A 22,612-nucleotide genomic window follows, 5' to 3' on the forward strand; every position below is an offset into this window, starting at 1 on the left:
CGACGGTTTCTCCTTCTCTTTCGCTCACTGCATGGTGAACGGCCTCGTCCATGAACAATCTCCACCATCTGACGCAACTCTCCCACCTAGAGCCCGCGGTCGGCGCGCCAATTCACAACGCCACCGAGTTTACGCTTGTCGACAGCGCTACGAACGTAGAATCGGCGACGTTCGACAAGTCGTCCAACGACTTCGGGCAGGCTGAAGACCCAGGTTGGTGGATGAAGTTCACTACGCTTCACGGCGGCAAGCAGCAGGGTTCGCAGCTTGCCATCATCGATAACGGCGCGATCCAGTTCGGAGTATCGCCAACTCGCGGTATGGGCATTACGTACTTCGCGGTGAAGGGCAACGAGCCATTTCCCATTGGCTGGAAATCGCCAATCCAGGAAGTGGTGAACCCCAGCTTTGTGAACCTCGAAAGCCGCGGCGGACTTGGCTGGCTCGATGGCTTTGGAGAATGGCTCTGCCGATGTGGCCTAGAGTTCGCCGGCGAGCCGGGCGTCGACATCTTCACAACCGACGCGGGAGGAACTTCGAAAGTCAATTGCACGCTGCACGGTAAGACCAGCAACACGCCCGCTTCGAGAGTGACGTTTACGGTTGGCGACACGGCACCCCATACGTTACGGCTGCGCGGAACCGTGTGCGAGTACTCCTACCACGGCGCGAAACTGCGACTGGAAACCGAGATCTCGACCGAACCTGGCAGCCTGTGGTTAGAAGTGAAAGACGTGATCACCAACGTCGGGGCGAAACCGCAGGAGTTCCAGCTGATCTACCACTGCAACTATGGCGATCCCATTCTCGAGCAAGGGGCAAAGGTCGTTGGCGCGTTCAAGCATCTTCAGCCCTGGACCGACCACGCCGCCAACTCGTTGAAAGGCTGGGAGACCTGCGAAGCACCCAACGCCGACTTTGTCGAGCAAGTGTATCTGGCCGAAGCGGTCGGCGATGGCCAAGGACGCACGGCGATACTGCTGCAGAATGCCGAGGGAACTCTTGGTTCGAGCATCAGTTGGCGAACCGACAGCCTCCCCTACGTTTCGATTTGGAAAAACACGGTCGCCCGCGCTGATGGTTACGTCGTTGGTCTCGAACCCGGGACAGGGTACCCCAACAATCGGCAGGTCGAGCGGCAGTTGGGGCGAGTGCCCAAGCTAATGCCAGGCGAGTCGCGAGAATTCTCGCTTCGATTCACGGTGCACCCCAGCGCCATCTCCGTAGCTCAGGTGCGTGAACAGATCGAACACCTTCAAGCAACTTGCGAATGCAAAATAGTGCCGACATCCCTTAAGTCAGAGCTTCAAGCCTAGTTGGCGCTCACGAGTTCCGACATGCCGACTTCCGCGCCCGGTTCCCGGCCCACTCTCAGGTCGCTCGGTGTGATGCCGAACTGCTTGCGGAAGGCGTGGGTCAGGTAGGGTCCGCTTGAGAAGCCGCACGACAAGGCAATCGCGGCGACGCTGGTTGTCGTGGTCACGATCATTTGTCGTGCCCGTTCGAGCTTCACCCGGCGAATCTCCTCGGCTGGGGTGCGGCCGAGGACTTCGCGGAAGCGTTGCTCCAGCTTGCGCCGCGACATCGGCACCGCACGAACCAAGTCCGTGACTTGCACGCCATCAGCGGCGCGATCCCAGATCAGTTGGACGACGTTTCGGAGCTGCGGGTCGTCAATCGCCAGAAGGTCGGTTGAGCGCCGAGCACACACGCGGAGGGGGTCGAGTAGCGAGATCGTGCTCGGAACTTGGCCAGTGGTCATGATCTGGTGCAGCATCCGTGCGGCGTCGTAGCCGATGCGATGGCTGGCGAGCTCGATGCTGGAGATCCGCGGCGACAGTACGCCGCAGAGTAGTTCGTCCTCGTCTCCCGAAAGAATTGCCATGCCGCCAGGGATGTCGAAGCCAAAGCGAACGCAAATCTCGGCGAGTTGCCGTGCCGGATAAGGGTCCGAGGCAAAGATTCCAACCGGTCGCGGAAGCGTCGACAGCCAAGCGGCGACTTCTTCGCGGTCGACAATCGACTCGTCCTCGTGGGCTGATTGGAATGTCGAGCACTTGTAGCCCGCTGCTTCGACGGTGCGACGGAACTCTTCGGAGCGGCCGCTCGGATAGCGACTCATCGCTGGTGAGTAGATGGCGAAGTGCTGCAGCTGACGGGTACGGAAGTGATCGAAGGCCATCGCCGCGCGGGTGCAGTCGTTAGTCGCAACACGGCCGAGCCAATTCTCCTTCGGGTACATGTTCGCCACGTCGACGGTGGGCAAACCAACGGCTTGCAGGTGGTCTTTCAGCGAAGGATCTCGGACGCTCGCGATCACGCCGTCGCCCTTCCACCCCGGAGGTACGCGAAACCGCCGCTCCTGATCACGCGGAGCGAGCAGCAATTGCCAATCGGCATCGTGCGCAAATTTCGCAATTGCCTCGACGACGTTGCGCCCCCAGGTGTCGTCGAACTCAATGAGCACAGCAATCTGTTTGCTGCCATTTACTCGGGGTAAATCAGCTAAACGCTGTAAACTCTCAGAAACCATCATGGTTCGAACCGGGTCGCTAGAGGAAGGCGGAGCGGGTAGTAAGTGCGGTACGAAGTCAATTAAAACCAATGATCTGTCCTAGAAACGCCGGGAGAAAGTAGTGTTGCGCGAAAACGATCGGGATTCGCGCAGCCTTGCGTGCGGTATTTCGCATCTTAACCCGTGGTTCCGAGAAGTTGACACTAGCAGCGGGCCGAGTTCCGATTTTCGATCACTCTCGGCATTTCACGTTCCACAAAACGCTATTTGGGAGTGACGGATATACTGGGATAGGAACGCCTGCCGTGACGGAACTACCTCTCCGCTAACCAACTATGACCAATATGAAAATACTCCTGCTAGGCTTGGTCCTCTGTCTCTCGGCCCCCGCGCTCGGCTCGGCGCCGGCGGGTTATTTGTTTGCTACCTTCCGCGGCGAAGGCTCGCCAATGACCGAGCAGGTTTACTTCCTGCTAAGCGAGAATGGCCAGGATTGGCAGGCTCTCGACGGTGGTGAACCTACCCTGGTGAGCGAACTCGGCGAGCGCGGCGTTCGCGATCCGTTCCTCCTCCGGTCTCAGGATGGCAGCAAGGTCTATGTTATTGCGACCGACCTGTCGATTCATCTCAATCACGACTGGCGACGGGCGCAGGAGGAAGCCAGCCAGTCGATTCTGATCTGGGAGAGTGAGGATCTTGTGAACTGGTCGGAGCCACGGCTCGTCAAAGTGGCCCCCGACGATGCCGGCTGTGCGTGGGCACCCGAGGCGGTGTGGGACGCTGACCGTGGCGAGTATATGGTGTTCTGGGCGTCGAAGACGGCGGAGGATAAGTTCGCCAAGCATCGCATCTGGGCAGTTCACACCAAGGACTTTAAGTCGTTCGGCGAGCCGTTTGTCTACATCGAAAAGCCAACCACCGTGATCGACACTACGATCATTCACGATGGCAATGCCTACTATCGATTCACCAAGGACGAGAAGCACAAGGCGATCACGATGGAGACCAGTCCGCAGTTAATGGAGGGCTGGCGGGAGATCGAAGGGTTTTCGTTATCGAAGCTGACGGGCTACGAAGGCCCGGCTTGTTTCCAAGTAGCGCCAGCGAGCGATGGCAAGCCCGCACGCTGGCGGCTGCTGCTGGACCACTACGCCCGAGGTCGCGGCTATCAGCCGTACGACACCGACGACCTTCGCACCGGAAAATTCGTCGAAGGCGAACCGATGAACTTCCCCTTCCACCCGGTGCGACACGGCGCGGTGCTGCCACTTAGCAAGGCGGAGTTCGAGCGGCTTTCGAAACGCGTTGAGCGTTAGATTTTACGGTGTCGCCGCGGTTTTGTCGGGCTCGATTTCGCGGATGCGAAGGTTTCGAAACCAGACCTTGTCGCCGTGGTCCTGCAACTGGATACGCCCCTTGGGATTGCGGAACACATTCTTCACCGGAGCAAACTTGGTCTGAGCCACGCGGTCCCACCACATGGGATCGTCCGTGTCGACCTCAAGTACCTTTTCGCCGTTTAGCCAGTGCTCGATGCGCGAGCCGACAGCCACAATCCGCGACTCGTTGAATTCGCCAATGGGTTTAATAGGTTTTTGATCGTCCGGGGCTTGCAGCAGGTAGATCGAGGCCGTGTTCATGTGGGCCGGAGTACCGCGGTTGGCGTCGTCCCAGATTTGGTACTCATATCCGAGCCACTCGGGGTCTGCGTAGACGCCGGGGCTGTACTTCGCGACGCGATATTTGACGCCGCTATTGCCCCGCTTGCTGAGCTTCCATTCGAAACGCAGTTCGAAGTCGCCATACTCTTTTGCGCTAAACAGGGACCCGCCGCCCCCGGTGTAGACGATCATCTCGTCCTCCACTTCCCATCCCCGCGTGATCGGATTTCCTCGCGCGGATGTCCAGCCATCGAACGACTTGCCGTCGAACAAGGGAACGAATCCCTTCTCCTCAGCAAAGGTGACGGAGGGGGCAGCCACGGCATAGAAGCAAAGCGCCAGGCACCACGCGTGGTAGGGCAATGAGAGGCTGACAGGACGCATGCGAACTCCGACCGGGGGCACGGGATGGTGCGGGGAAGCGATTAACTCGCAGCGACGTTCGCCGCGTGTTGCTTCTCAGCATACATGCGCCGGTCGGCCGTGTTAATGAGCTCGGCGATCGAACTCCAGCCCTCGGTCGAGCGCGCCGTACCGATGCTGGCCGATACCCGAAGCAATTTCCCGTCGTGAATCACTGGCTGCTCCGCCGCGTGCCGCAATCGAGCCAGCACGGCGTCGAGCTCGTCTTGGCGCTCAATCTCGTTGATCAGGGCAACGAACTCGTCGCCGCCGTACCGGGCGATGAGGTCGCGGTCGCGGAGCGCTCCCGCGAGACGGGAAGCAACATCTGCCAGAACGCGGTCACCCGCAGTATGCCCCCAGCGATCGTTCACCGACTTGAACCCATCGAGATCAATGAACAACAGGGCAAACGGAGGGGCGGAACTCGGCGACTGGGTAAATTGCCGCAAGCGGGCTTCAATGGCCTCGCGACCGGGCAAACCCGTCAGCGGGTCGAGATGGACGAGGTGTTCGCGATCCGTTTCGAGACTCAGAAGCGGGCGAGGCGTCGATGCCAGGACTGCAACCAATTGCTGGCCATCGGCCTCGTAGGGATGCAGCAGTAGCGGTGTTTCGAAGGCGCCGGCACCGTCGCTCCGCCATCGGAAAACCCTCCGGCACGGTACCATCGCGGACTGCTCCACGAACTCCCTAAGTTGTTTCTGTAGAAAGGTTTGCGGAGTACCTTTCGCGACTGATTCGAGCTCCTCCAGCGACCTTGCCCAGGCTCTCCAGGCCGAGTTCTGCCAAACCAACAAGCCATCCTTCTGTTGGAGCACGGCGCAGGCGTCGGTCACCCCTTCGAGGAGGGCAAATGCCGTAGAGTTGGGAAGCGGAAGATACATGGAAGAGGGGGTGCCTTACCGGCGATGGGGCAGATAGAAGACCCCGATGTCTTGAATATGTGCGTTTTTCTTAAACTGCCTAATCGACACATCTTTACTAGGAATTATAATCGGCTCGAACGGACTGCCGATCCTAGCAAGCACAAATGGCCTGATTGGGGGCCCTGCCTACCAGGCCGCTTGCCGACGAGTCCGCTCTTCAGGCGCCAACTACTGCGTTCGTCCCTAAGGGCGAACACCCGCCGTGCGCTTGCTTACAGTTTACCACAGTCTCAGCCATCCACCCGGTGTGCATTCGCGAATGCGGTGCGCAGAGAGGATGTCCGAAGCGTAATCGCCTGAGCATTCCCGACTATCCGATCTTTCGACTACAGGCTTACAGGATTCCCACTATGGGCTTGGTTGCATGGCTAGATGGTGTCTCGAAGCGAATGTCGAGCTCCAGCCGTATACCAGCGCGAACTTTGCTTTCGCCCGACGAGTTTCAGCAGGCCGCGCTTTGCGAGCGGATGCGGGTCGATCGCAACGGGTCGATCTTGTCTGTTCTCGTCATCGATCTGCCGCCGCGGTTAGCCGCTGGCGATGGGAGTGCTCGATTTGCCTCGTCCATTGAGGAGCGACTGCGACTTACTGACTCTGCCGGACGATTGCAAGACGGACGGTTCGGCATCCTGTTACCAGATACACCCGAGTCGGGGGCCTGGAAAGTTGCGGCCGATTTGTGCGAGCCGTACGTGCCGGGAAGCGATCGACCCCGCTGCGAGGTCTTGCTGTATCCGAATCACGAGGGAGATGAATCGGATCTCGCTCCCGTCGGCGATTCGGGCTCCGGTGTTCCCACTACCAGCCCCAGCGAGGCGTTTTTCGCGCTGAAATCGTCCCCGCTCAAAAGGGTGATCGATATTGTGGGAGCATCGTTTGGTCTGTTCTTGGCGATGCCCACGCTGCTGCTCGCGGCGCTTGCTATTAAGTGCACTTCGCGTGGTCCCGTGCTCTATTGGCAGGAGCGGGAAGGGCTAGGCGGTAAGCGGTTCATGATGTTGAAATTGCGGACCATGCGCGTGGGGGCCCACGATTTCCAAGGGGAGCTTCGGGACCGTAGCGAGCAAGACGGCCCGGCCTTCAAGCTGGCCAACGACCCACGCGTCACGTGGGTCGGACGGTGGTTGAGAAAGCTCAGCATCGACGAATTGCCCCAGCTATGGAACGTTTTGCAGGGCGAAATGTCCCTGGTTGGCCCTCGACCCCTTCCCACCGCCGAGTCGCTCCAGTGCGCCGCTTGGCAGCGACGGCGTTTGCAGGTTATGCCGGGTTTAACGTGCATTTGGCAAATTCGTGGGCGAAATGTTGTGCCGTTCGACGAGTGGATCAGAATGGATCTTCAGTACATCCGACGTCGCTCCCTTTGGTACGACTTGGTGCTGATTGCCCAGACGGTCCCTTCGATCGCCTTCGGCAAGGGACCACGTTAGCCTCGGCAGCCTCCGGCACCATCGTTGGGCCGCCGGTGCCATGCAAGCTCGATACTGAATTTCCGTAGTGTTCTTGATGCAGCCTTCTCTCACTATCAACCAAGACGCTCCGAAAGCAGCTCCCCGATCGGGAAGGCTGTTGGCGGTGGCGTACTGCTGCGATCCCTATCAGTCGATGGAGTCGCGCGTTGGTTGGCAACGGGTGATGCAGGCCGCGCGGAATCACCAAGTGTGGGTGCTGCACAGCGGTCGCACTCCGTCTGAGACTTTGACGAAGTACGCTGCCGACGAGCAGCCGCAGTCCCGAATTCACTTCGTCGCGGTGCCCAACTGCTGGTTGGGGTCGGCTTGCGACGAGACGTTCGACCTGTTTTGGCAACGCTACCGTTTGTGGCAGCGGCAAGCTCTTCGCGTCGCGCGGCAACTACATCGCAAGCACCATTTCCACTTAGTGCACCAGATTAACTTCTGCAGCTTCCGCGAACCGGGCGAAACCTGGCGGCTTGGGATTCCGTTCGTTTGGGGTCCCATCGGTGGCACGCACAACCTGCCCGCGAGGTTTCTTTCGCAGTGCGATCTGATGGGCGGAACGCGCGAAGTCACGCGGGCCGTTGTCAATTGGTGGCAACTGAACATTAGCCGCCGCATTCGCCGCGCTGCCAGCTCGGCGACTACGGTGTTCGCCGCTAGCCACGCCGCGCAGCGGGATCTCTCTCGGCATTTGGGCATCGAAGCGAAGGTGATGCTCGAGACGGGCATCGGCGCTCCGCTCGCCGAGCGGCGCGAGCCGCCAACAGGCGACCGACCGATGCGGTTGTTGTGGGCGGGACGTCAACGCACCTGGAAGGGCCTTCCGCTCCTTACTCGGGCGATCGCCAAGTTGCCCAAAGATTTCAATTACGAACTCACGGTACTCGGCGTTGGCCAAAGTCACGATGGTTGGCGTCGTCAAGCCGAGCGGCTTGGAGTGGCCGATCGCATTCGCTGGGTTGGTTGGCCTGAGTACGCCGACACCCTGCCCTACTACTCGTGGGCCGACGCGTTCATGTTCACCAGCCTACGTGATACTTCGGGGACGGGGCTCTTAGAATCCCTCGCCGCTGGCACGCCGATCATAGGACTCGACCATCAAGGGGCCGCCGATATCATGTCGCCGGACTCCGCAATGCAGATCGCCGTCCGCTCGCCCGCCCAAGTCGCCGAGGACATGGCCGCTGCGATTGTCACCCTTGGGTCGGATCCCGGGTTATGGATCCAGAAGAGCTTGGCATCGCAAGAGCGAGCCAATCAATTTCAGTGGAGTGTGCTCGCAGCCCGGATGGAGAAAGAGTACCAGCGCGTTCTCGCCACCGTCCCTGCACACGACACCGTTCCCCTTGTCCAACCTGCCACGAAGCACGCCGTCGAGTCGTTGACGAGCCATTTGCTCGCCTCCACCACCCGATAACGTATTCGGGCGCTACCCCCCACCTGCCGCTCACGCGTCCTCCCTTCCGAGCGAACCATGTCGCACTACTCCACCAGCCATAGCCTGCCACGCACGATCGTCGAAACCGTGTTTCGCCATCGTTGGAAGGTGGTCCTCATCCCGCTCTTCGCGCTCGCGGCGGCGGTCACGGTGATTATGTTCTTTCCGCGGACCTACCACTCCGAAGCAATCATGTTCCTGCAGGTGGGGCGCGAGTCGGTGGGCATCGATCCCACGGCAACCACCGGAAAGACCATCGCCCTGCAGCAGAGCGGTCGTGACGACGAAGTGAAATCTGCGCTCGACGTGCTGACGAGCCGCGGCGTTCTGGGTAAGACAGTGGATCGCCTGACCCCCGAATTGGTGCTCGGCGAGGGCGACGAAACGTCCAGCGAGCCGAGCCTATTCGGGCAACTGATGGGCGCCACCGTCGGCCAACTTGCTGGAGCCATCAAGGATCTCGATCCGATTACGAAGCGAGAAGAGGCGATCATCGAGCTAGAGAACTCGCTTGTTGTCGAGACTGAGCGAGGTTCGACCGCGATCGAAGTCGAGATCGAGGCCGATTCGCCGCACCTGGCGCAGACAATTCTCACGGAGTTGATTGAAGTCTATCGTGAAGAGCACGCCCGCGTTCATCGGAATCAGAGCTCGCAGGCGTTCTTCTTAGAGCAGCGCGATAGTCTCCGCCAACAGCTCGACGCCGCCACCTTGGCGGTCCGCGAGGCCAAGGACGAAATGGGCATCGCGTCGATCGCCGGTCGGCGTGGCACGCTGGAAGAACAGGTGCAATCGATTGAGGGCGAGAAGTTCGGTACCGAGCAAGCACTTTCTGGTGCCCAGGCCCGTGCCGCTGACCTTCGTCAGCAACTGGACGACTTGCCCGAACGCGTCGCCACCTCGCGAACCACCAAGCCAAACGAAGGCGCCGACCTGCTGAACCAAGAGTTTTACTCCCTGCAAGTGCTGAAGGCCGAGCTCTCGTCGCGCTACAGCGACGAACATCCGCGCGTGGTTGCCGTCAGCCGGCAGCTCGAAGACGCCAAGAAGGTGTTGGACCAGCAGCAGAGCCAGCGACAGGAGACCGTCGACGACATCAATCCCATCCACCAGCAGTTGTCGCTAGAGCTTCGCGAACAGCAAACTGCCATCGCGGGGCACGAGTCGCGGCTCGAAACGCTCAACGCTCAACTGCAGTTGGTGCTCCAGGACCTGAAGACCCTCAATGCGAATGAACTTCGCATTGAAGAGCTGGAGCGGGAAGTGACGCTACGCGAGCGTGAGTTTTATCAATACGCCGAGAATCTGGAGCAGGCTCGCATAGATCAAGCCCTCGAAGATCAGCGCATCTCAAACATCAGCATTTCGCAGGAGCCACTGCTCTTGGAAAAGCCGGTGAGCCCGTCCAAGGGATTGGTGCTGCTCGCTTCGTTGTTCCTAGCCACTGCGGGTACGGGGGCAGTCGTCGTTGCCAGCGAGCGACTCAACAACCGCTTGCACAACGAGACCGAACTGGCGGAGCTAACCGGTGTGCCGGTGCTCGCCACGATTCGCGAGTCGTCGCGTGCCACCGCTGCCCTGGCGACCTGACTCGATGCCGCTACCAAGACGAACACTCCGACTACCGCTACCTTCTAGAGTATCCTCCTGATGTCCACCTCTACCGAACAGTCGATGGCCGTAACGAGTGTCGACGATCGTGCGTCGCTGGAGCAGTTCAGCCCCGCGCGCCGCTCTTTACGTCGTAACGCAGCGCTCGATGATTACGACACCCTCGCATGGCGCCTGCAGCCGCAACTAGAGGCATCCAGTGGCGTCGCGGCTATGTTTGGGGTCGTGGCGGTCGCCGCCGGCGGAGGTTCGACCACCGTGGCTGCCAATCTTGCGCAGCGACTAGTCGCCCAAGTGGATGGTCCCGTGCTGCTCATCGATGCCAACCTATACCGCCCGAAAGCCGAGCGGCTGTTTGGGCTGAAGAAGAATCCCGGCTTGGCGGAAGTGTTGGTCGATAACTTACCCGTCGCGGATGCGGTACAGGCAACCAAGCACGCTGGACTTGACCTGCTGGCCGCTGGTCGCGCTGGCATGCTAGATCAATTGGGCGTTCAGCCCGCCGCATTCCAGAACTTGGTCAACGAGCTCCGCGAGCGTTACTCGGCCGTGGTGGTGGACCTCCCCGAAGCGAGCAAGTTGGGCCCGTCGCTGTTCCTCGCCCGACAGTGCGATGGCGTGCTGTTGGTCGCCGAAGCCGATCTTACTCGCCGCGGTGACGCCGAGGCGGCTGTCCAGCAATTGAAACTCGATAGCGTTCCGGTGGTCGGATCCGTGCTGAATCGCAAACGGTCGTACGTCCCCGCTTGGCTGGATCGTTGGCTATAAGCGTTTCCCCGGCCACTTCTTCTTTCTTGCACCATTTCTTTCTCCACGTTGATCCATTGAGTACTGCACCCGTTAGCGTGGCGACTGCGTGCGATTCGCCGCCGAAGGTGCAGTCCAAACGTCGGCTCTCCCGGTCTTGGGTGCAGGCGGCGTTTACGCTTGGCGATCAAATGGTAGTGAGCCTCGTGAGCGCGATCACTACGGTGATCGTGGGGCGCGCCTGCTCCAAAGAAGAGCTGGGTGTATTCTCGTTCGGCACGACCATGCTGTGGCGAGCGATGGGCATTCCGACTTCTCTGGTGTGGAGTCCGTACGCGGCCCGCGTGGTTCATATGGGCCCCGCGGCGATCAAACGCTACGCCGGAAGCTCAGCGATGCTGGCGATCTTGGTCGGCGTTCTGCAAGCCGTTGTGCTGACGCTGGCATTTGTGGTTACGCAGCTTCTGGGCCTGGTGTGGGAGATTCCAGCATGGATCCCAATGCTGATGCTAACGCTGGCGCCGCTGCTCTTGGCCGCGACGATCCGCGAACACGCGCGTCGAACTTCGATTGCCGACTTTCGCGGTCACGAGCTCTTGGCGGTTGACGTACCCATTGGTCTTGTCCAATTGGGAGCGTTGCTCGCGCTCTGGCACTACGAACTTCTGAACTTCGCGACGGCCTTGCTCACGATGGCGGCCGCGTCGGGGCTCACCGCGATTTGGTACGTCGTGGAGTGGCCTAGGCTCGCAGTGCACTGGAAGCTGGTAAAGCTGCATCTCAAGTCCAACCTTCGCTTTGGTAGCTGGCTGCTCGCGGTGTCGGTCGCCATATTGCTATGCGACCTCATCCTGCGGGCGATGCTCGCACAATACCATGGCATCCGCGAAGTCGGAACCTTTGCGTCAGCCTACCTGATCGTCAGCTTGATCAACCCGCTATTCGTAGCCGCGACCACGTTCTCGCGCAGTCTGGCCGCACGTGTTTTTGCCGAGCAAGGCCGCGCGGGGTTGGTGAAGTTTGCGTGGCGTGGGACCGCGGCCGCAATGGTGATCGCGCTCGCAGCCACGGCCGCGATCACCCTGGTTGGCGAGCAGCTTGTGGTCCTGCTGTTCGAATCCGAATTCGCGTCACGATACGTCATAGGCGCCGTTACGCTTGGCTACTGCTTGCAAGGCGTGCTCATTCCAATCGAAGCCGCGCAGATGGCGCTTGAACAAGGACGGGCTCTCTTCGCCGTCTCGATTCTGAAGATGGCGGTGGTGCTCCTCCCAGGCATTCCGCTGGTGTGGTGGCAGGGGGCAGCGGGCATTGGATGGACGATCGCCGTGCAATCGGTTGTCGCGCTCATCGTGACTTGGGTGCTCTTCACTACCGTGAGTCGCGAATAGATGACAGCCCTGTCCCTCCAATCAGGTTCGATGGTACGCACCGCGGCGACGCGGTGGGTAATGCCTTGGGGCATGGCACTGGCCGTTGCTGCGGCCGTGGTCGGTATCTATCACGACGCCATCGAAGTGGGCGTTGACACCTACGAGTTCAAAGTCACCACCGAGTCGCTTAACACGCAGGAAGACAGCGAAGGCCAAGTCGAAGTCGGCACGCCGCAGAAGAAAATATGCTTCGCGGTCCTCGCGCTGCTCGGCGGTTACCTGGCTTGCGTGCGAACGCCCTACCGGCCCTACCACTTCAACGCGATTGGCTGGCTGGTCCTCGCGGGCTTGGGATGGGCCGCGACCACCCTGCTGTGGTCCATCGAGCCCTCGGTAACCCTGCGCGAACTTATCCGTTTGAGCGTGATCTTGATGACCGCCTTCGGCGTCGCGCGTTGTTATCCAGCCAATCAAGCGATGTTCTTCGTGCTCGTGATATGCACCACGTCGGTTGCTACCGCACTCCTGAGCGAGCTCGCCGGCGGACACTTAACACCTTGGCAAGGGGATTACCGACTTAAGGGTGGCATGCACGCCAATATGGTGGCGGTCCACGCCGCGTTCATGGTCCTCGCAGCGATTGCCTTCTTGAAGGCGGGCGAGCGGAAGTCGCTGATGTGGATGCTGATCATCGTGGGCCTCACTGCTTTGTACCTCACCAAAAGCCGCACCGCCGCGGGCGTGTTCCTGGCGGCTGCGCTGATTCAGTGGTCGCTCGGCCTCGATTCGAAACGCCTCGTCGGATTCTGGGCGGGCATCGTGTCGATTGCGGCGGTGGTGCTTTTCGCTTGGGCTGTGGGTGGCAACGAACTTAAACGCGCCATGGGTGGCGCGGCGACCATGGGTCGCCAGGAGCAAGTGGGCAATCTCACCGGCCGGCTTCCCGTGTGGCAAGCCGTGTGGGGGGACGTGCTTGCCCAGCCGTTGCATGGGCATGGCTACGAAGCCTTTTGGACCGCCGAGCGCCGGATCGATGTCGCCGCCGAAGCCAACTGGTATCCCACCGACGCCCATTCGGTCTACGTTAACACGCTTCTCGAACAAGGCATGGTCGGTCTCGCCATTGGCCTGGCTGTCGCTGTGCTCGCCACCACTCGTTTGGTGAACACCTATCGCCAAACCCAGGTGACCGCTTACGCGCTATTCGCGACGCTCATTGCCTACGCTTTCATGCATGGCATCACCGAGGCCGGATGCTCGGCGGCCCGTATCGAGGGGCTTTCGATTGCCATTGGAATTTTCGTCGCGGGGGGCCTCCGCCCGAAGGAGGACGTCGATGAAGCCACAAGCTAACACAGGATGCGGCTGGCCGTGTGTCCATTCGGGCTGGACGAGTTTCGCTGTTAAAACTCCGCAGTTTTTGCCCGAAATGCTTCCGTTGGTAGTTTGGGTAAAGCAGAATGGACGTTTCAATTGGGTCGAATGTGCGGTTCGAGCGGGGGGGTACCAGTATGCCTAGAGTTTCTGTCTTAATGACCGTGTACAACGGCATGCCCTACCTGCCAGCCTCGGTCGATTCGGTGCTGGGGCAGACCTTCGGCGACTTCGAGTTCATCATCGTCGACGATGGCTCGGCCGACTCCACGCCCGACTACTTGGCCAGCCTAACCGATCCGCGCGTTCGCGTGATTCGTCAGGCGAACGGCGGCACGGCCGTCGCTGCGAACCACGGACTCCAGCATTGTTCGGGCGAGTACATCGCTCGAATGGACGCCGACGACGTTTCGCTTCCTCATCGATTGGCGACGCAAGTCGAGTATCTCGATCGCCATCCGGAAGTCGGATTGGTCGGCGCTCAAATGGCCCCTCTGGGCGAAGCCGGGGTCGGCCCGAGCCTCAATTTACCTACCACGCATGACAGCATCTTCGCTGCGATGATGGAGGGCCGGCACGGATTGGCTCACGCGTGCATCCTTATGCGAGCTGACCGGCTCAAGCAAATTGGCGGCTACTGGCGGGTGCCACTGCAAGACGCTTGGGACATGATGATCCGAATGGGCGAGGTCTCCAAGCTTGCCAACATCGACGAATTGCTGCACCACTACCGCGTTCATATCGGCAGCCTTAATGGCAAAGGGATGCGGCGGATGCGGTTCAGCATCGACTACGCTCGCGAACTTGCACGCCTAAGGCAAGCAGGTTTGCAGTTGATCACGCACGAAGAGTACGCCAAGCAGCGGGCTTCGGTGGGTTGGCTTCGGCGATGTGCTGAATCGATCGATCTCCATTCGCGCTGCCAGTATCGCTTGGCTATCGCGGAGATCTACGGCGGACGGCGTCTCCTCGGAAAGCTCCGCATGGCATGGGCGGCGATACTTGCTCCGCGGCTGACCTTCGCTCGCATCGGCCGGATTATGGAGGAGCGGTTGGTCAAGGCTCGCCGCGCGGGCCAACGGGGGAGCGGACGGAGCTCCTCCGCTTCGGTGGTGAAGTCGGCCTAAGCCCGGCAACCTGCCTCAACTTTGATTTGCAACTGTGATTTGTCAGGCGAACTTCATCGCATCGAGAAACATCTATGAGTGTTGTGTTAGTTACCGGCTCCGCGGGACTGATTGGTTCCGAGGCCACTAAGTTTTTTGCAGAGCAGGGTTTTGACGTCGTCGGCATCGATAATGACATGCGAGCCCGGTTCTTTGGGGCCGAGGCGTCGACGCACTGGAACCGTACGAAGCTCGAAGAGCAACTGGGATCGCGCTATACGCATTTCGAAGTGGACATCCGCGACGACGCGGCCATCGACAACCTGATTGCTCGGTATGGGAGCGATCTGGAGCTCGTGCTCCACACAGCCGCACAACCTTCGCACGACTGGGCCGCTCGCGAACCCAAGACCGACTTTGGCGTGAACGCCGTTGGGACGCTGAACTTGCTCGAAGCTGTTCGCCAGCACGCTCCCGAGGCTGTGTTCATTTTCACTTCGACCAACAAGGTCTATGGCGACGCCCCCAATCGCCTGCCACTCGTCGAACAGACAACGCGATGGGAGATTGACCCCACCCACGAGTACGCCGATGGCATTCCCGAAGACTTCTCCATTGACCATTCGATGCACAGCTTATTTGGTGCGTCCAAAGTCGCGGCCGATGTCTTAGTGCAAGAGTACGGTCGTTATTTCGACATGCGAACCGCCTGTTTCCGCGGCGGCTGCCTGACGGGTCCGAGTCACTCGGGGACGCAGTTGCACGGGTTCTTGGCCTATCTGATGAAGTGCGCTGTCACGGCGACGCCGTACACGGTGTTTGGTTACGCCGGCAAGCAGGTTCGCGACAATATCCATAGTGCCGACTTGATTCGTGCGTTCTACGAGTTCTACCGCAACCCCCGCTCGGCCGCGGTCTACAACATCGGCGGCGGGCGATACAGCAACTGTTCGATGATCGAAGCCATTGGGCTTTGCGAGCAGATTACGGGGCGTGAGATGGAGTGGTCGTACAGCGAGTCGAATCGCGCGGGCGATCACATCTGGTGGATCAGCAATCTCGCGCGGTTCCAATCGGACTATCCCGATTGGCAGCTCGAGTACGACGTGCCCGAGATTCTTCAGGAAATCTACGAAGCAAACGTCGAACGCTGGGCGGAGGTGAGCGTCGTATGATCGACCGGGGGAAACACAACGTGCTGGGCGTCCGCATCGACGCCGTCAACTACCAGGCCGCCGTCCACAAGATCGTCGACGCCGCGCGCATGCAGCGTCCGATGGCCGTGTCGGCGCTGGCCGTGCATGGACTGATGACGGGCGTACTCGACCGGGAGCATCGCTACCGCCTCAATAACTTCGAATTGATTGTTCCCGACGGTCACCCAGTTCGCTGGGCGCTCAACTGGTTGCACGGCACGAAGCTCCCCGACCGCGTGTACGGTCCCAACCTGATGCTGGAAGTGTGCGAGACCGCCGCTGTGGCGGGGCTGCCCATCTTTCTGTTCGGCGGAAGCGAAGAGTTGCTTGACGAACTGCAAGCGAAGCTCACCGAACGCTTTCCTGGCCTTCAAATCGCCGGTACGCGGGCCTCAAAGTTCCGCACGCTCACCGAGCCTGAACGCGAAGAGCTGGTCGACGAGATCTGCGCCAGCGGCGCGAAGATCGCATTCGTTGGCCTTGGTTGCCCTCGTCAGGAGGTGTTCTCGCACGAGATGAAACAACGGGTGTCGATGCCGCTGCTCGCAGTTGGTGCCGCATTCAACTTCCACGCAGGGCAGCTCGCGCAAGCGCCTCGGTGGATGCAGGATCGCGGCCTGGAGTGGCTCTTTCGCTTGGTCAAAGAGCCTCGCCGACTATGGCGACGCTATCTGTACCTCAACCCTCTCTACCTGGGGCTGCTGTTTCTACAGCTAACGCGACTGTATTCCATCAACCCCGAAGCGGTCGATCCACCCGCCGCAGAGATGTGTTATGGCTAATAGAGAAAATCTCCATGCCGGCCGACGCGGTCTCTCCCCCAATTAGCCTATTGGGGGGGCACTGCCACCTTCACTGCCTGACCTTACCGAGCACCTAATCCTCGCCAGCTTGTTATTCAACGTTTAGAGCCTTCATCATGAGTACGTCACCAACCTTCGACCTCATTCGTCCTGACCTCGACATCTCGACGGAAGCGTCTGCCGCGCTTGCGCCTACCTTTGCAGAGGCCAAGCCCACCAAGATCGTCATCATGCTTCCCGCCTACAACGAAGGGGAATCGCTGGGGCCGCTTCTCGAAGGGATTCAACGTGATTTGGCGTCGTCGCGATATCGCTACGAGGTGATCGTCGTAGACGATGGCAGTTCGGACGACACCGCGCTGGTGGCGAGCCAGGCTTCATTTCATATGCCGGTGAATTGCATCTCGCACAAGAAGAATCAAGGCCTTGCCGCAGCGCTTCGCACTGGCTTCCTGGCCGCACTCGACGCAGCGGAACCGGGTGACGTCATTTTGACGATGGACGCGGACAACACGCATCCACCGGGTTCGATCGACCGCTTGGTCACCATGATCCGCGAGGGGCACGACGTGGCGATCGCTTCGCGCTATCAGCATGGTTCGCGCGTGGTGGGTGTCCCGTTCCATCGCAACCTGATGAGTCTCGGGGCTCGCCTGTTGTTCAAGACCGCGTTTCCCATCAAGGGCGTGCGCGACTACACGTGCGGCTACCGAGCGTACCGCTACGAATTGCTTCGCGAAGGAACCGACTTCTACGGGAAGCAGTTCGTCAGCGAGCAAGGCTTCTCCTGCATGGTCGACGTGCTGCTCAAGCTCCGTCGTTTTCGGCCGATCATGGGCGAAGCGCCGCTGGTGCTTCGCTACGACCAGAAAGGTGGCGTGAGCAAAATGCGAGTACTGCGGACTGTGTGGCAGACGCTCAAGCTCATCGCCCGCCGGCGATTCAAAGGAACGGGAGAGTAAGTATGAACGGTGCAACTATTAACAAGCCTCTCCCCCCACGCCGCCAGCACTGGGCTGTCGTTGGTGGCGGCATGCTTGGCATGACCGTCGCCCACCGCTTGGCACAAGCGGGGCAGCAGGTGACACTGCTCGAGTCCGCGCCAGCGCTTGGCGGTCTAACCGGCGCGTGGCAGCTTGGCGATGCCGTGTGGGATCGCTACTACCACGTTACGCTACTCTCCGACTCCAATCTCCGTGGTTTGCTAGCCGAGCTTGGGCTTGAAGAGCAGATGAAGTGGGTCGAGACGAAGACCGGCTTCTACTCGGGTGGCAAGCTGATCTCGATGAGCAGTGCGATGGAGTTTCTTTCGTTCCCGCCGCTCAAGTTGATTGAGAAGATTCGACTCGGGGCGACCATCTTCGGCGCTTCGAAGATCGAGAACTGGAAACCGCTGGAATCGATTCCCGTCGCGGACTGGTTGCAGAAGTGGAGTGGCCGCGGGACGTTCGAGAAGATCTGGCTACCACTTCTCCGCGCCAAGCTCGGCGAGGCGTACAAGACCACTTCGGCGGCGTTCATCTGGGCTCATATCAACCGGATGTACAAGGCTCGGCGTACGGGGCTGAAGAAGGAAATGTTCGGCTACGTTCCGGGCGGCTACGCGCGGATCCTCGATCGTTTTGCCGAGGTACTTCGCGAAGAGGGCGTCGAAATCGTCTGCGACGCCGCCGTCGAACAGTCGGTCGCGCAGCCGGAGGGCCGGGTCGAAGTCACCACTCGCTCGGGCGACGTGCGCTCGTTCGATCAAGTCGTGTTCACGATCCCGTCGCCACTGATCGCCCGTGCTTGTCCTCAAATGGAGGAAACCGAACGGGCGGCGCACGAAGGCATCGAGTACTTGGGTATTGTCTGTGCCTCGCTGCTTCTCAAGAAGCCAATCTCACGGTACTACGTCACCAACATCACCGACACGTGGGTTCCGCTGACCGCCGTGATCGAGATGACCACGATCGTCGACCGCGAAGAAATCGGCGGGCACTCGCTGGTGTACTTACCTAAGTACCTCGCGCCCGGCGATGAGACGTTCCATCTATCGGACCAAGCTTTTGAAGAACGCTGCCTATCAACGCTTGAGAACATGTACGAGCATTTCTCGCGTGAGGACGTGTTGGCCTTCCGTGTTTCGCGTACTCGCAACGTCATGGCCTTGCCGACACTCAACTATTCCGAACGGCTGCCATCCATGCGCACCAGCGTACCTGGCGTATGGGCCGTGAACTCGGCGCACATTCTTAAGGGTAATCTGAACGTCAACGAGACCATCGAGATTGCCCAAGACGCTGTTCGCGACCAATTGCTTCCCTCGCTCGACGAACCGCGTGCCGTTGACCTCCGCCCCTCCCCTGCCTCACGTACTACGCATGTCGAAGCCGATCGCGAGTTTGTCGCTCGATCTTGACAACAAGTGGGCGTACATGCGGACGCATGGGCTCGAAGGTTGGCAAGATTATCCCAGTTATCTCCCGCTCGTCGCCCCGCGAGTGGCGGAGCAGTTGTCGCGCGCAGCCCTGTCGACCACCGTGTTCGTGGTGGGCAAGGACCTAGAGTGCCCGCAGAACGTGGAGGCCGTGCAGGAGCTCGTCGATGGCGGTCACGAGATCGCCAATCACAGTTACTGGCACTACCCGTGGCTCGATGCCATTGATCACGATGAGCTTGAACGAGAGGTCGTCGACGCCGAGGAGATCATCGCACTTCACACAGGGATCCGAACGCGAGGTTTCCGCGCACCGGGGTTCAGTGGTTCGCCTCAGTTGCTTGAGATTCTCGCCCGGCGTAACTACGCCTACGACGCCTCGACGTTTCCGACGGTCATCGGACCGCTGGCGGCCTGGTACGCGAGGCTCAAGTCGCATCGAACATCGTCCGATGGACCTCGGCAGCGCTTTGCGACGCTCGCCGATGCGCTAGGTTCGTTACGACCGCACGCCATCGGCACTCCCAGTGGCAGCTTGGTGGAAGTGCCTGTCACCACCATGCCCCTCGCACGTCTGCCCATCCACGTAACCTACCTGATGTACCTGCGCCAGTACTCGCGGCACCTAGCAAGCTTCTACCTCAGGCGGGCCGTCGACTTGTGCCGGCTACGCGGAGTTGGGCCGTCGATGCTGCTGCACCCGCTCGATTTCCTCGGGGGCGACGAAGTGCCAGAGCTCGCGTTCTTTCCGGGCATGAACTTGCCACGAAGCGCGAAGGAGTCACTGCTGGACGAACTTTTCGACTTGATGCAGCGACATTTCAATGTCGGAACGGTCCTGGCACACGCGGCGACGGTCGGGCAGACAGAGCCGGTGGCTGAGTACGCCACGTTCTCGACCTCTAGTGTCCAGCCTACGTGCGAGCAGTCGTGATGGATGGCCGAGAGCAAAGGGTGGGTCGGTTGGGCCTGTGGCAATGGCTCGTGCAGCTACTGTCGTTGGTGGTGATCATTGCCGGCGTGGCGGGAAGTGCCTGGCGAGCACACACCTACCATCATCCGCCAGGGCCTTACCAACCGAAGCTGCTTGGCTTTGGTGATTTTCAGAATGGCATCTACTTTCCGGCGAAGGCGTTTGCCGATGGCGTGAGCCCCTATGGCGTGGAGTACGTCGAATCGTATCCGGTACCCCGGCCGACGCCGCTGTACTCGCCGCTCCTCTTCCTACTGCATGTTCCAATTGGTCTGCTCCCACTTACCATTGCCGAATGGGTTTACTTTGGCCTGATGATCCTGATGATCGCCGGGCTGGCGTGGGTGCTTGTTCGCGATGCGGGGGCTTCACTAAAAGTGTGGTTTCTCCCCGTGATGGCGGTGATCGTGCTTTCACGCGCGGGCATGTTGACGTTATTCAGTGGTTACTTTACGTTTGAGCTCGCGATCGGTGTTGCGCTAGCCCTTTCGTTTGCCCGAACGCGTCCCTGGCTATCGGGCGTGGGGATGATGTTCGCGTCGCTCAAGCCGACGTTCATCATTCCGCTTACGCTGTTGATGCTCGCGCGACGCGATTGGCAAGCCGCTTGGCGAGGTGTGTTGCTATCGACGGTCGGGGCGGTTGTCGCGCTGGCGTGGCTCATGCAACAAGCGAGCCTTACCCAGCAGCTCGCGAGCATGAAGGCTGCGCAGGAGATTCACCGATTTGACGAAACTGAATTACCTGTGAACTCCTGGACCCGCCTCGACCTGCCTGTGCTCGTGGGTAAGTGGCTCGGCACCAATCCCACCGAGGGCGAGCAACTGCTGATGATGGCCGCGCTGCTCGCGATTCCTTGCGTGCTTCTGTGGCGTGGAGCGAACACGCCGGCGAACAGCGGGCTGACGAGCATCGGTGGCAGCCTTGCCGCGATTGGAGTTCTGGTGAGCATTTATCACCAGTCGTACGACGCCCTGCTCGCACTGACACCCATTGTGGGCATTGCTACGGTGTCGCAGCGCTCTTGGCGAAACATTTCACTGGCGCTACGTGTCCCGATCTTGCTGCTCTCGCTCATCCCGCTCTTCAACGTGACCTCTACGCAGCAGTTCCTCACCCGGCTTGGCATCGAAGGCGTGCTGTTTCAGGTGGTGACCAGCGTGAATGGCGCGGCGCTACTCTGTGCACTAGCGCTACTGTGCGTCGCTCAATGGCAGGCCAACAGGCGAGCCTAGTGGGCTTCGGCGTGCTCGTGCGATTCAGCGTTGTTCTTACCGCCGCACGTGGGGGAGGGATTCGTGCAGAGTTCGCATGCCGTTTTGCCGCTCGTGTCGGTGAGGCCCGCGATGCCGCCACAAGTTCCCTTGAGTCGGCGATTGCTCAAGATCACACCGATCGCCATGCCGGCAAGGGCAACTCCGAAGACCAAGAGACTTATCACGGCGTAAACCAACATGGAATTTCCCTTCGCGCTAGTGGATGTGACCTTCGTGGAATTGCCATCGATCTTCGCCCACGCCGGCGTCACCAGTTCACGGAATCCGTCGTCGGTACGCTCCACCAGCACCGCGGCGATCTTATGCTCTGTCGCCCAGGCGAGGCCTTTCTCGGGCCCCATCACCGTCAGTGCGGTGGCCAGTGCGTCGGCTTCCATGCAGGTCGGCGTTCGAACGGTGACGGACGCCAACTTGTGCGTGACTGGTCGCCCTGTCGCGGGATCGATGGTGTGTGAGTAACGATGCCCATGATCGGCGAAGAAATTGCGATAGTCCCCTGAAGTGGCGAGCGCGTCACCATTGTCGATCGCGACGATCTGGTGGACCATCTGAAACTCGGAATCGGGGCGTTCGATACCGAGTCGCCATGGTTGGCCGGTGGATTTTGTGCCGTAGGTCCGAATCTCGCCACCGATCTCTACCATCGCGGCTTCGACGAACGCTTTACCATCGTCGGAATTCCTCAATGTTTCGACGACCGCGTCCGAGCCATAGCCTTTGGCGATGGCCGACAGGTCAAGATAAACGCCGGGGCTCGATTTTCGGATGGCCGGTGGGTCGAGTCTTGCTTCGACCTGCTGGTAACCCACCTTCCCCCGCGCCGCGGCAATCTGTTCATCGCTCGGGGGTTCTTTGCGGCGGCCGTCGGGACCGAATCCCCACAGGTTCACCAACGGACCTACGGTAGGATCAAACTGTCCGTTCGATTTCTTGGCGACTTCGAGCGCGGCCGCGATGACGACCGCTGTTTCCGGGCTGACTGCGAACCAATCGGTCGACTGCGAAGCGTTGAACCGTGACAGTTCCGACTCAGGATCGTACGTCGACATCAGCCGATTGATCTCGGCGAGTCGCACTTCGATTTGCTCCTCGAAGTCGCCGGAGTTGTAATCATCGCCGTTGAACTCTAGCACTGCATGCCAGGTCGTCCCCATCGTGCGACCATCGAGCTTCGCCACTTGAGCGGCAAAGCAACCCGAACCAGCGGCAAGCGAGAGCCATAAGCCCACGACCAATAGCACCACGGCTTGGCGCTGGAGTTGTGACTTCACGCAGTTAAGGTAAGAGGGACGCATGGATCTTTCGCAGTTCGGCGAGGGTCTTCAATG

At 60.2% G+C, this 22,612-nt stretch carries 19 protein-coding genes; 15 read left to right on the forward strand and 4 right to left on the reverse strand.

Going from position 1 to position 22,612, the window contains the following annotated elements:
• Window positions 1-50 precede the first annotated feature (50 nt).
• A complete protein-coding gene (locus SH292x_RS10535; RefSeq protein ID WP_442485570.1) occupies window positions 51-1,316 on the forward strand; it encodes an aldose 1-epimerase family protein in 1,266 nt (421 codons plus the stop codon).
• On the opposite strand, the gene SH292x_RS10540 is transcribed toward SH292x_RS10535, so the two are convergent.
• Complete coding sequence (locus SH292x_RS10540; RefSeq protein ID WP_442485571.1) at window positions 1,313-2,536, reverse strand: substrate-binding domain-containing protein; 1,224 nt, start codon at window positions 2,534-2,536, stop codon at window positions 1,313-1,315. The two genes, SH292x_RS10535 and SH292x_RS10540, sit on opposite strands and share 4 nt — an antisense overlap.
• 314 nt (window positions 2,537-2,850) lie before the next feature.
• On the opposite strand from SH292x_RS10540, the gene SH292x_RS10545 reads away from it, so the two are divergent.
• Window positions 2,851-3,831 carry a glycoside hydrolase family 43 protein gene (locus SH292x_RS10545; RefSeq protein ID WP_442485572.1) on the forward strand — a complete coding sequence of 327 codons (981 nt, stop codon included), beginning with the start codon at window positions 2,851-2,853 and terminating at the stop codon, window positions 3,829-3,831.
• Between the two features lie 3 nt (window positions 3,832-3,834).
• Here SH292x_RS10545 and SH292x_RS10550 read toward each other — a convergent pair whose 3' ends face one another.
• Both SH292x_RS10550 and SH292x_RS10555 read right to left on the reverse strand, forming a co-directional pair.
• Window positions 3,835-4,560, reverse strand: coding sequence for a 3-keto-disaccharide hydrolase (locus tag SH292x_RS10550; RefSeq protein ID WP_442485573.1), 726 nt, complete (start codon window positions 4,558-4,560; stop codon window positions 3,835-3,837).
• Between the two features lie 41 nt (window positions 4,561-4,601).
• Window positions 4,602-5,465, reverse strand: coding sequence for a GGDEF domain-containing protein (locus SH292x_RS10555; protein WP_442485574.1), 864 nt, complete (start codon window positions 5,463-5,465; stop codon window positions 4,602-4,604).
• Between the two features lie 392 nt (window positions 5,466-5,857).
• Here SH292x_RS10555 and SH292x_RS10560 point away from each other — a divergent pair, with 392 nt between their 5' ends.
• From SH292x_RS10560 to SH292x_RS10620, 13 genes are all read left to right on the forward strand, one after another.
• Window positions 5,858-6,937 carry a sugar transferase gene (locus SH292x_RS10560; protein WP_442485575.1) on the forward strand — a complete coding sequence of 360 codons (1,080 nt, stop codon included), beginning with the start codon at window positions 5,858-5,860 and terminating at the stop codon, window positions 6,935-6,937.
• A gap of 76 nt (window positions 6,938-7,013) precedes the next feature.
• Entirely contained in the window at window positions 7,014-8,384 is a 1,371-nt protein-coding gene (locus SH292x_RS10565) for a glycosyltransferase family 4 protein (RefSeq protein ID WP_442485576.1), read from the forward strand.
• Window positions 8,385-8,441: 57 nt separating this feature from the next.
• Entirely contained in the window at window positions 8,442-9,995 is a 1,554-nt protein-coding gene (locus SH292x_RS10570; RefSeq protein WP_442485577.1) for a GumC family protein, read from the forward strand.
• Between the two features lie 60 nt (window positions 9,996-10,055).
• Window positions 10,056-10,784, forward strand: a complete 729-nt coding sequence (locus SH292x_RS10575; protein WP_442485578.1) for a CpsD/CapB family tyrosine-protein kinase — start codon at window positions 10,056-10,058, stop codon at window positions 10,782-10,784.
• A 56-nt stretch (window positions 10,785-10,840) separates the two neighbouring features.
• Window positions 10,841-12,154, forward strand: a complete 1,314-nt coding sequence (locus tag SH292x_RS10580; protein WP_442485579.1) for a lipopolysaccharide biosynthesis protein — start codon at window positions 10,841-10,843, stop codon at window positions 12,152-12,154.
• Window positions 12,155-13,489, forward strand: a complete 1,335-nt coding sequence (locus tag SH292x_RS10585; protein WP_442485580.1) for an O-antigen ligase family protein — start codon at window positions 12,155-12,157, stop codon at window positions 13,487-13,489.
• A 158-nt stretch (window positions 13,490-13,647) separates the two neighbouring features.
• Complete coding sequence (locus SH292x_RS10590; RefSeq protein ID WP_442485581.1) at window positions 13,648-14,637, forward strand: glycosyltransferase family 2 protein; 990 nt, start codon at window positions 13,648-13,650, stop codon at window positions 14,635-14,637.
• 74 nt (window positions 14,638-14,711) lie between these two features.
• Entirely contained in the window at window positions 14,712-15,791 is a 1,080-nt protein-coding gene (locus SH292x_RS10595; protein WP_442485582.1) for an NAD-dependent epimerase/dehydratase family protein, read from the forward strand.
• A complete protein-coding gene (locus tag SH292x_RS10600; RefSeq protein ID WP_442485583.1) occupies window positions 15,788-16,594 on the forward strand; it encodes a WecB/TagA/CpsF family glycosyltransferase in 807 nt (268 codons plus the stop codon). Before SH292x_RS10595 ends, SH292x_RS10600 begins: the two co-directional genes overlap by 4 nt.
• Before the next feature lie 137 nt (window positions 16,595-16,731).
• Entirely contained in the window at window positions 16,732-17,577 is an 846-nt protein-coding gene (locus SH292x_RS10605; RefSeq protein WP_442485584.1) for a glycosyltransferase family 2 protein, read from the forward strand.
• Between the two features lie 2 nt (window positions 17,578-17,579).
• Window positions 17,580-19,016 carry an NAD(P)/FAD-dependent oxidoreductase gene (locus tag SH292x_RS10610; RefSeq protein ID WP_442485585.1) on the forward strand — a complete coding sequence of 479 codons (1,437 nt, stop codon included), beginning with the start codon at window positions 17,580-17,582 and terminating at the stop codon, window positions 19,014-19,016.
• Window positions 18,979-19,968, forward strand: coding sequence for a polysaccharide deacetylase family protein (locus SH292x_RS10615; RefSeq protein ID WP_442485586.1), 990 nt, complete (start codon window positions 18,979-18,981; stop codon window positions 19,966-19,968). Before SH292x_RS10610 ends, SH292x_RS10615 begins: the two co-directional genes overlap by 38 nt.
• Window positions 19,968-21,242, forward strand: a complete 1,275-nt coding sequence (locus SH292x_RS10620) for a glycosyltransferase family 87 protein (protein ID WP_442485587.1) — start codon at window positions 19,968-19,970, stop codon at window positions 21,240-21,242. The genes SH292x_RS10615 and SH292x_RS10620 overlap by 1 nt, the downstream gene beginning before the upstream one ends.
• Here SH292x_RS10620 and SH292x_RS10625 read toward each other — a convergent pair.
• Window positions 21,239-22,579 carry an FAD:protein FMN transferase gene (locus tag SH292x_RS10625; RefSeq protein WP_442485588.1) on the reverse strand — a complete coding sequence of 447 codons (1,341 nt, stop codon included), beginning with the start codon at window positions 22,577-22,579 and terminating at the stop codon, window positions 21,239-21,241. The two genes, SH292x_RS10620 and SH292x_RS10625, sit on opposite strands and share 4 nt — an antisense overlap.
• Between the last annotated feature and the right edge of the window lie 33 nt (window positions 22,580-22,612).

The organism is Aeoliella fuhlenseeensis, assembly GCF_052161615.1.
GTDB lineage: Bacteria > Planctomycetota > Planctomycetia > Pirellulales > Lacipirellulaceae > Aeoliella.